The 7,096-nt window shown below is 65.4% G+C and carries 9 protein-coding genes and 1 tRNA gene; 1 reads left to right on the top strand and 9 read right to left on the bottom strand.

Translation table 11 applies throughout. The features are described from left to right. The 8 genes from IE209_RS25455 to IE209_RS25415 form a co-directional block, all read right to left on the bottom strand. On the bottom strand, positions 1 to 334 hold a 334-nt coding region (locus tag IE209_RS25455; protein WP_189689676.1), incomplete at its 3' end, for a hypothetical protein. A gap of 54 nt (positions 335 to 388) precedes the next feature. Further along, positions 389 to 850 carry a hypothetical protein gene (locus IE209_RS25450; protein ID WP_189689675.1) on the bottom strand — a complete coding sequence of 154 codons (462 nt, stop codon included), beginning with the start codon at positions 848 to 850 and terminating at the stop codon, positions 389 to 391. 3 nt (positions 851 to 853) lie between these two features. Further along, on the bottom strand, positions 854 to 1,192 hold the full coding sequence (locus IE209_RS25445; protein ID WP_189689674.1) for a hypothetical protein: 339 nt from the start codon (positions 1,190 to 1,192) through the stop codon (positions 854 to 856). Beyond that, the gene (locus tag IE209_RS25440) at positions 1,185 to 2,606 is read right to left on the bottom strand and encodes a YfjI family protein (protein ID WP_189689673.1); all 1,422 of its coding nucleotides are present in this window, start codon (positions 2,604 to 2,606) and stop codon (positions 1,185 to 1,187) included. Before IE209_RS25440 ends, IE209_RS25445 begins: the two co-directional genes overlap by 8 nt. Continuing rightward, positions 2,603 to 3,430, bottom strand: a complete 828-nt coding sequence (locus IE209_RS25435) for a toprim domain-containing protein (RefSeq protein WP_189689672.1) — start codon at positions 3,428 to 3,430, stop codon at positions 2,603 to 2,605. The genes IE209_RS25440 and IE209_RS25435 overlap by 4 nt, the downstream gene beginning before the upstream one ends. Beyond that, positions 3,427 to 3,621 carry a hypothetical protein gene (locus tag IE209_RS25430; protein ID WP_189689671.1) on the bottom strand — a complete coding sequence of 65 codons (195 nt, stop codon included), beginning with the start codon at positions 3,619 to 3,621 and terminating at the stop codon, positions 3,427 to 3,429. The genes IE209_RS25435 and IE209_RS25430 overlap by 4 nt, the downstream gene beginning before the upstream one ends. 331 nt (positions 3,622 to 3,952) lie before the next feature. Continuing rightward, positions 3,953 to 4,600 (bottom strand): hypothetical protein, encoded by a 648-nt coding sequence (locus IE209_RS25420; protein ID WP_189689669.1) that lies wholly within the window; start codon positions 4,598 to 4,600, stop codon positions 3,953 to 3,955. After that, positions 4,597 to 5,742, bottom strand: coding sequence for a tyrosine-type recombinase/integrase (locus IE209_RS25415; protein ID WP_308433219.1), 1,146 nt, complete (start codon positions 5,740 to 5,742; stop codon positions 4,597 to 4,599). Before IE209_RS25415 ends, IE209_RS25420 begins: the two co-directional genes overlap by 4 nt. A gap of 529 nt (positions 5,743 to 6,271) precedes the next feature. Between IE209_RS25415 and IE209_RS25410 the strand changes: the two genes are divergently transcribed. Further along, the gene (locus tag IE209_RS25410) at positions 6,272 to 6,865 is read left to right on the top strand and encodes an ATP-dependent Clp protease proteolytic subunit (protein ID WP_189689667.1); all 594 of its coding nucleotides are present in this window, start codon (positions 6,272 to 6,274) and stop codon (positions 6,863 to 6,865) included. A gap of 95 nt (positions 6,866 to 6,960) precedes the next feature. Here IE209_RS25410 and IE209_RS25405 read toward each other — a convergent pair. Then, positions 6,961 to 7,034 (bottom strand) — tRNA-Gly (locus IE209_RS25405). Positions 7,035 to 7,096: the final 62 nt, after the last annotated feature.

Genomic DNA, 7,096 nt, shown 5'->3' with positions numbered 1-7,096 from the left:
TGCTGCCCGCCATCGTCTGGAATGGGTGCCCGCGATCAGTGGAATGCGCAAACAGGCGTGTCCGGCTTGGAACGCGGCCGATGCCCAAGCGGCCCAGCAGCGTCGATGGTCTGAGCGCTGCGAGAAAGTCCGAACCCACCGCGTCGATCAAGGGCGCCGTGTTGCTCGAGATGGTGGGAACGGCCGCTTTCGTGTGCGCGCTGCGGAAGTGGTCCGCAACATCCGTCCAGCCCTTGGCGACGGCGAACGAATGTGCGGAGAGGTCGTCCTTGCGGCCGATGGCCGTCGCGCGCAAGGTGCGAATGGCCAGAAGGCCGGCTGGTTGGTTGTTCATCTGTGCGGCACCATTGGTGTGATGCTTCGCACTGTATGAACCGACAGTTCGCAGCTAGGCTGCCGAAACACCCCGCTTCCTTGCCCGGGTGAAGGCAGCCGGCGACCCGGGCGGGTTTGATCGCAGCTGCTCGACAAGCTGCGCGCACTGGCCCACGTCTGCCCCTTCCTGGAACATCCGCAGCGCGGCGCGGTCGCCACCGGCTGCGATGGACAGCTGAATCAGCAGGCTGTCGCGGCGCTCACGGGCCACCATGGCCGCCGGGCTTCGGTGGTCCCCGGACGGAGGATGCAAGCCGAGACAGGCAACCAGATCCCCCTTGGACTCGCCGGCCAAGTAGCGCGACAGGCAGCGCCCGAGCCAGGCCGCATCCCCGCTGCCCTGGGCCTGCAGGCTGCCGGCAAGCCGTCGGATGGCCAGCACCCGGTCGGTGTAACTGAGCTGGTCCAGGTCACGGATGGGCCGGCCGAACGCGTCATGGCCTGGGCGCAGCCCCGCATAGGAGTGCTGGCCCATGGATCATTCCTCGCGCCCGGGGTAGGCCTGGCGGAAGTAGGCCAGCAGGTCGGCGCGTTGGTCATGCGGCGTGGCCTCGATGTCGGCGCGCATCTGGGCCCTGGCCTCCTCGCCATCGCCGTGGTGGTCGCATGCGCGCATGGCAGCTGCGATCACCTGGGCGGTCAGGAGCGCGGCAGCTTCTTCGCCAGAGTCGTGGCTAATGGCTAATCCGGCTACCGTGGCTAATTTCGGGGCCCGCTGGCTAATTTCCGGTGCCGAATTAGCCGGATTAGCGAGATTAGCCGTTAGCCACGCTGCGTCCGCGCTGCGACGGATGGCCTGCATGTCCAGCTTAAACATCGCGCACCTCCCAGTCCTTGCCGGCTTCGCGGATGTAGCCGCGGCGGGCGAGTTCCTCCAGCAGTGGGTTCAGACGCGGAGCCTTTCGGCCTAGCGAACGCGGCGACTTCTGCAACACGTCCTTTTTGGACAGGAGCGGCCGGTCGTACTTCTGCATCCACTCCAGCAGCGTACGCAGTTCGCTTTGCTGGCGGTCCTGGCGGCCGGAGCCGGTGAGACGCAGGTGCTCGGACAGGTAGAAGCCCGTGAGCTGGATAGCGCCGTCCATGGCCTTCTCATCGATGGTCTTGGCATCCGGTGTCGTGGCCAGGGTAATGATTCCAGCGATGCGCGCGGCGTGCTCTGCTGCCTTCGATGCGAAGGGGCGCGCGCCATCGAGTTCCTTGCCGTCGGCCTGCTGGGCCTCGATCAGGTTGTAGAACGCGATCCAGAGCCTGGTGGCGTCCATGCTGAGGTGCATGTCGCGCGGCTTGAGCTCGTAGCCATCACCCTCGGGCCAGTAGGTCGGCGGCGTTTCCAGCAGGTGCCGGATGCGCGCGTTGTAGACCACCACTGCCTCGTTCTCGTGGGGGTTGACCTGGCGGTACTGGCGATGGCCTGCCAGCGTCTGCGGCTCGGCGATCAAGCAGCGCGCCAGCAGGCCCTGGCCCTGGGCCAGCGGGTCGCAGAGGAGCTGGCGCAGCAGCACCGGCTGGACCAACACGTGCATCGACATGCGCCGGCCCAGCAGGACCGTCAGCCCCTCCCCGCCTCGCAGTGAGTCCAGCGACTCACCAGACCAGCCCTTCAGGAAGAACGCCAGGCCCGACGAACGCTTGTCGTCGCGCAGGGAGTGGCCGCCCAGCATCTCGCCGCCCTCGGCGCTGAACACACCCACGCTGGACTGGAACTTCAGCAGCTTGCAGATGCCTTCGATGGTGGCATTGCCTGTCGTGATGCTCTTCGGCGCGGGCTTGGCCGGCTCAGGTTCCTTGCTGCCCTTGCGAGCTGCCATGTCCTCCTCGTAGTTGGCCAGCTGCGCTGAGTAGTCGCGGGCCTGCTGCTTGCGCGTCTCCTCGATCTCGTGGCACGCAACGGCATCAACTGCGCTCTTTCGGTCGCCGGAGCCGGCCCCGGTCAACACGAAGACGGACAACGGCGAGCGCTGGCCGTGCGGCATGACCACGTTGGCTAATGGCGAACTGGCTAATCCTGCCGCTGCAAGGACGCTTCCACCGGCCAGACTGTCCGGGGCCTGTACGTCGTGGGCGATGGCGCGAGCGGCGTCGCCGAGCACAGGGCCCATTGCATGGAACGGAAACGCATCGGGCATGGTGGGTTGGTCATCGATCAACGGGTCGAGCACCGGCCAGCCTCCCGCCACTTGCGCCGCCGCCTCCACTGACTCATTCACCGGGTTCAGGACCGCGCTCATGCCGTCACCTCCACAGCGCCAGCCAGCCGGTGCAGATCGTTGAAGTCGGTGTCCTTGTCGCCGCGAGGCAGGCCCGTGAAGTTGGGCACTGCCAGCAGTCCGCCGACAGCCTTCGCGGCCTCGGTAGCGGCGGTCAGCCCGGGATTGCCATCGGTCTTCCAGTCGTCGTCAGCAGCGAGCACCAGATCGATGCACGGAAACTTGCTGCGCAAAGCTCTGGCCACCGGCAGCAAGTTGCCGGCATTGAAGGCGACCGCGACAGCGTGACCGGTCTGCTCGTGGACGGTGGCCCCGGTGGCGAACCCTTCCACGATCACCAGCTTGCCGGCCGGCTTGCCGATGGCGTGATAGCAGCCCCTGGTGCGGCCGCCTGGCATGAACAGCTTAGCGCCGTCCGCGGCGATGAATTGCAGGCTGTGCAGTTGGCCCGAGGTGTCCCGCAGGGGAACCATCAGTGCGTTGCCCTCGATCCGCGTGCCGTGGGCCTGGATGCCCTTGGCGCGCAGGTACTGGTGATCGTGCGCAGGCTGGGCCGACACCCAGCGGACAGCGGCGGATGCGGCGGCCTCTGCCTGGCGCTGGCGCTGCTCGGCGTCATGGTTGCGGCGCAGGGCCTCCATGCGCTGGGCGAAGGCCTTGCGTTCGGCCGGCGTCAGCTCGCGCTGCTCGCGGCGGGACTCGACGTATCCGCAGCGGAAGCAGTGGGCAATGCCGTGCTGCTCATCGAGGATTGTCACGCCCATCGTCTTGTCGCGCGGTGCCTTGCCGCAGACAGGGCACATCAGCCGATGATCGCCGATGGTCAGATCGTGGAACACGCTCATTGCGCACCGCCGATCTGCGCGAGAAAGGCGCTTGCCTCTTCAAGGTTGCCCAGTTCGCGGACCAAGCCCCAGCGCGTGGAGAAGTAGCGCACTTGGCCGTCCTCGGCATTGGTGCGATGCAATTGGTGGCCGACCAGGGCGAAGCGGGCGCGCAGGTCGGCGAAGGCCTTGTCCTCGGCCGGCGTGCTCAAACCGCCTCCTTCTTGCCCTGCGCGTCGCGCCAGGCAATCAGCTGGTCACCGGGGAATACGGTGCAGCGGGAGGAAAGCCGAATAGGCTGCGGGAAGTCGTGGCGAGTCTTGACCCAGCGCCAAAGAGTTGCGGTTCCAATGCCGAGCAGCTCTGCTGCCGACTTCGGGCGGTAGGAATGGAAAGGTGATACCACTATTCGCTCCAAGTAGTCCCGCGTTGCATCGTTGCTGCGGTATGGAGCGACTGTCTTTTCGCTTGAACTTTCAGGTAAGCCTGCCGGCCGGCAGGCCTTGCACTCAGCCGCTAGGGGCTACAGCGTGCCGCTAAGACCTACGGTCTGCCGGCAGAGCGTAGTTTTTTCCACTCGCCAATCCAATCACGTGCCGTTCGGAAAACGACGGGGACTAGCTTGCCCGCCACGTCCGTCGCAGCAGCGTCCATGCTCTTGTAGTTGGCCATATTCGCATCGCACCATTCGTGCACGACTGCCTTCATCGCCCGGTTCTCAGCGTGGGCGGAGGCCGCACCCATTCGACCCACATCCGATGCGAGGAGCGCCTTGCGCCCTCCGCCGACTCGAGTCATCAAACCTTGCAGAACACCAAGCCATCGGTTGGCGTCCGCGACGTAAGACCAGGCAGCCGGAGAGTTCTTCTTCTCCCGGAAGGCCTGGATGCAGTAGGCGCAGATCACCGTGACCAGGGTTATCTTCACCACACCCTCATGCTCGGCTTGGGTCATTTTCTTGCCCTGCCATTCTTTGGCGTTCTCTGCCGCCTCCATCTCGTCAAGTTGAGCGGCCCCAGAGATGTCGGGGTTTGCCCACAGCGGAGCGAACATGATGTCGAAAAAGCTGTGCTGCTCGAACCATCCATCCCACATCTCAGCGAGCTTCTCCAATACCAAGTTCGCTTCGGAGATCGACTGGCATTTCGGACGGCGACGCTCTGCATAGTCCACTTTGGTTTCTTCTGTCACTTCGACACCTCGCCTTGAAAAAGGAATTCAGCCCATGCGGCCATCAACTCGGCCCGCTTGTTGAACAGGTCGCCACGTCGGTAGGCGGCCTCGACCTTGTTTTCGAGCGCGTGGGCCAAAGCGGCTTCTGCCACCTCACGCGGATAGTTGGTGCGCTCGGCCGCCCAGTCGCGGAACGATGAGCGCATGCCATGCGGCACGGCCTCGACCTCCATGCGTCGGGTAACGGCAGTGAGCGACATGTCCGATAGCAGGCCGCCACGTGGGGCGGAGAACACCAGGTCGTTGCCCTCGATGCGCGGCGTGTGAGCCAGCAGTTGGAGGGCCTGCGAACAAAGCGGCACGCGATGTTCCACGCCAGCCTTCATGCGCTCGGCCGGGATGGTCCAGGTCTTGGCGGGGAGGTCGAACTCGGACCACAGCGCGCCGCGGATCTCGCCGGAGCGGCTTGCGGTCAAGACAAGGAGCTCAAGCGCACGCGCCGCCACCCCGCCACGCTTGCGCAGGTTGACCATGAACCCGGGCATGGCATCCACGGGAAGGGCAGGGTGGTGGGTAACCTTGGCGACCTTGGTAGGCGCTGGTAGCAGTTTGTCCAGGTGGCCGCGCCAACGCGCTGGGTTCTCGCCCTCCCGGTAACCGCGAACGCGGGCCCAGTCCAGCACCTGCTCCATGCGGCCGCGCAGCCGGGTGGCAGTCTCGGTCTTGGTGGTCCAGATGGGCCGCAGGATCGAAAGGATGTGCGTCTGGCTCACATCGGATACCAGTACCTTCCCAATGACCGGGCCGGCGTAGGTCTCCAGAGTCGCCGACCACTGCGCGCGATGTTTGGCATTGCGCCACTGCTCCCCCTTGTCGGTGACGAACTGAGCCGCCGCGTCGGAGAAGGTAAGCGCCTTGGCCTGCTCGGCTCGCAGCGCGCTGGCGGCCCGCTGCCGCTCGAGCACTGGATCTACACCCAGCTCAACCTTCGCACGTGCTGCCCGCGCTTTGTCACGCGCCATCGCCAGTGGCACCTCCGGGAAAGCGCCCAGGCCCATCTCCCGGCGCTTGCTGCCGACGGTCACGCGCAATATCCAGGACTTGGTGCCCCCAGGGGCGATCTGCAGATAGAGTCCGGACACGCCACCCACGGCATGCATGCCCGGATCTTTCAGGCGCCCCACCGCCAGGGCACCTAATTCAGCTGCTCGACGCACCATTTCTACCCCCCTTTGAGCCCATCAAAGGCGATGAGATTGTGGGCGATTATGCGGGACAACGCGAGACAACCAGGGCGGGGGCTACTCCTCTGAAAACAGCTCGAAATGAGACTTTCTGAGACGATGTGAATCCCTATTTCAGCAGACTCCGTTTCCGCCAAACAAAAAATGGGCCTTCGGGCCCATTTTTCTTTTGGCTTCGGACTCATCCAAGCCAGCCATCGCGCCATGCGATGGCGAGCAGCATGTACGTCACGCGACGCACGCTCGCAGCCTGCCTGGCCTTGTCGTGGCCACACCCGAGGACGTCGGCCCGCGAGGGTGTGGCCGACCACCAACAGCGGATCCGGGCCGCTGGCGGCCGGCCCTTGACCTTAAGTCGACTTGAGGTTTTATCCTGCTGCTGCCCCGTGCATCCCCGTCATGCGCGGGTTCGACACGACGCCATGAAACCCCGGAGTTCCCTTCCATGTTCGCCAGCACGACAGAGTCACCAGCGGTCGCCCAGCCTGCAAGCACCTTTCTCGAGGAAAAAGCCTTTCGTGCACGGACCGTGCTCGTGTTCGGCACGGTCACCGATGCGCTGGCCTCGGAAACCGTCCGCAAACTTCTGGCGCTGGACGCGGAATCCAGCGCGCCGATCACCATGATCGTCTCCTCGCCTGGAGGCCATCTCGAGTCGGGCGATGCGATCCATGATGTCGTGCGCTTCGTCTCCTCGCCGGTCAACATGGTGGGCACAGGCTGGGTCGGCAGCGCGGCCACCCATCTCTACCTGGGGGCGTCGCGCGAGCGACGCTTCTGCCTGCCGCAGACCCGTTTCCTGATCCACCAGCCGAGCGGCGGTGCCGGCGGACCGGCAAGCGACATCGCGATCCAGGCCGAGGAGATCATCAAGGCCCGTGAACGCATCGCCCGGATCATCGCGCGCGAGACGTGGCAGCCCCTCGAGCGCGTGCTGAAGGACATCGAGCGCGACCTGTGGATGCCGGCCGAGCAAGCGCTTTCCTATGGGCTGGTGTCGCGCATCATCCAGCGGCGCGAGGAACTCGCCTCCGTCTGACCTGCTGGTCGCGGACCAGGGGCACGCAAGCCGCATGGCTCAGCCTCGCAAGGCCTTGATCCGCAAGGCCTCCGAGCGTCGGCGCCGGGAATCGTTGGAGCGGGCGAAGGGAATCGAACCCTCGTATGAAGCTTGGGAAGCTGCCGTTCTGCCATTGAACTACGCCCGCGCGGCGCGGATTCTACTGTGGCCCGGGACGCCGGCCGGGCTGGTCCTCCGGATGAGCGCCCC

The organism is Pseudorhodoferax aquiterrae, assembly GCF_014652235.1.
In the GTDB taxonomy this organism is placed as follows: domain Bacteria; phylum Pseudomonadota; class Gammaproteobacteria; order Burkholderiales; family Burkholderiaceae_C; genus Pseudorhodoferax; species Pseudorhodoferax aquiterrae.
This window is presented reverse-complemented; position numbering and strand designations above follow the sequence as displayed.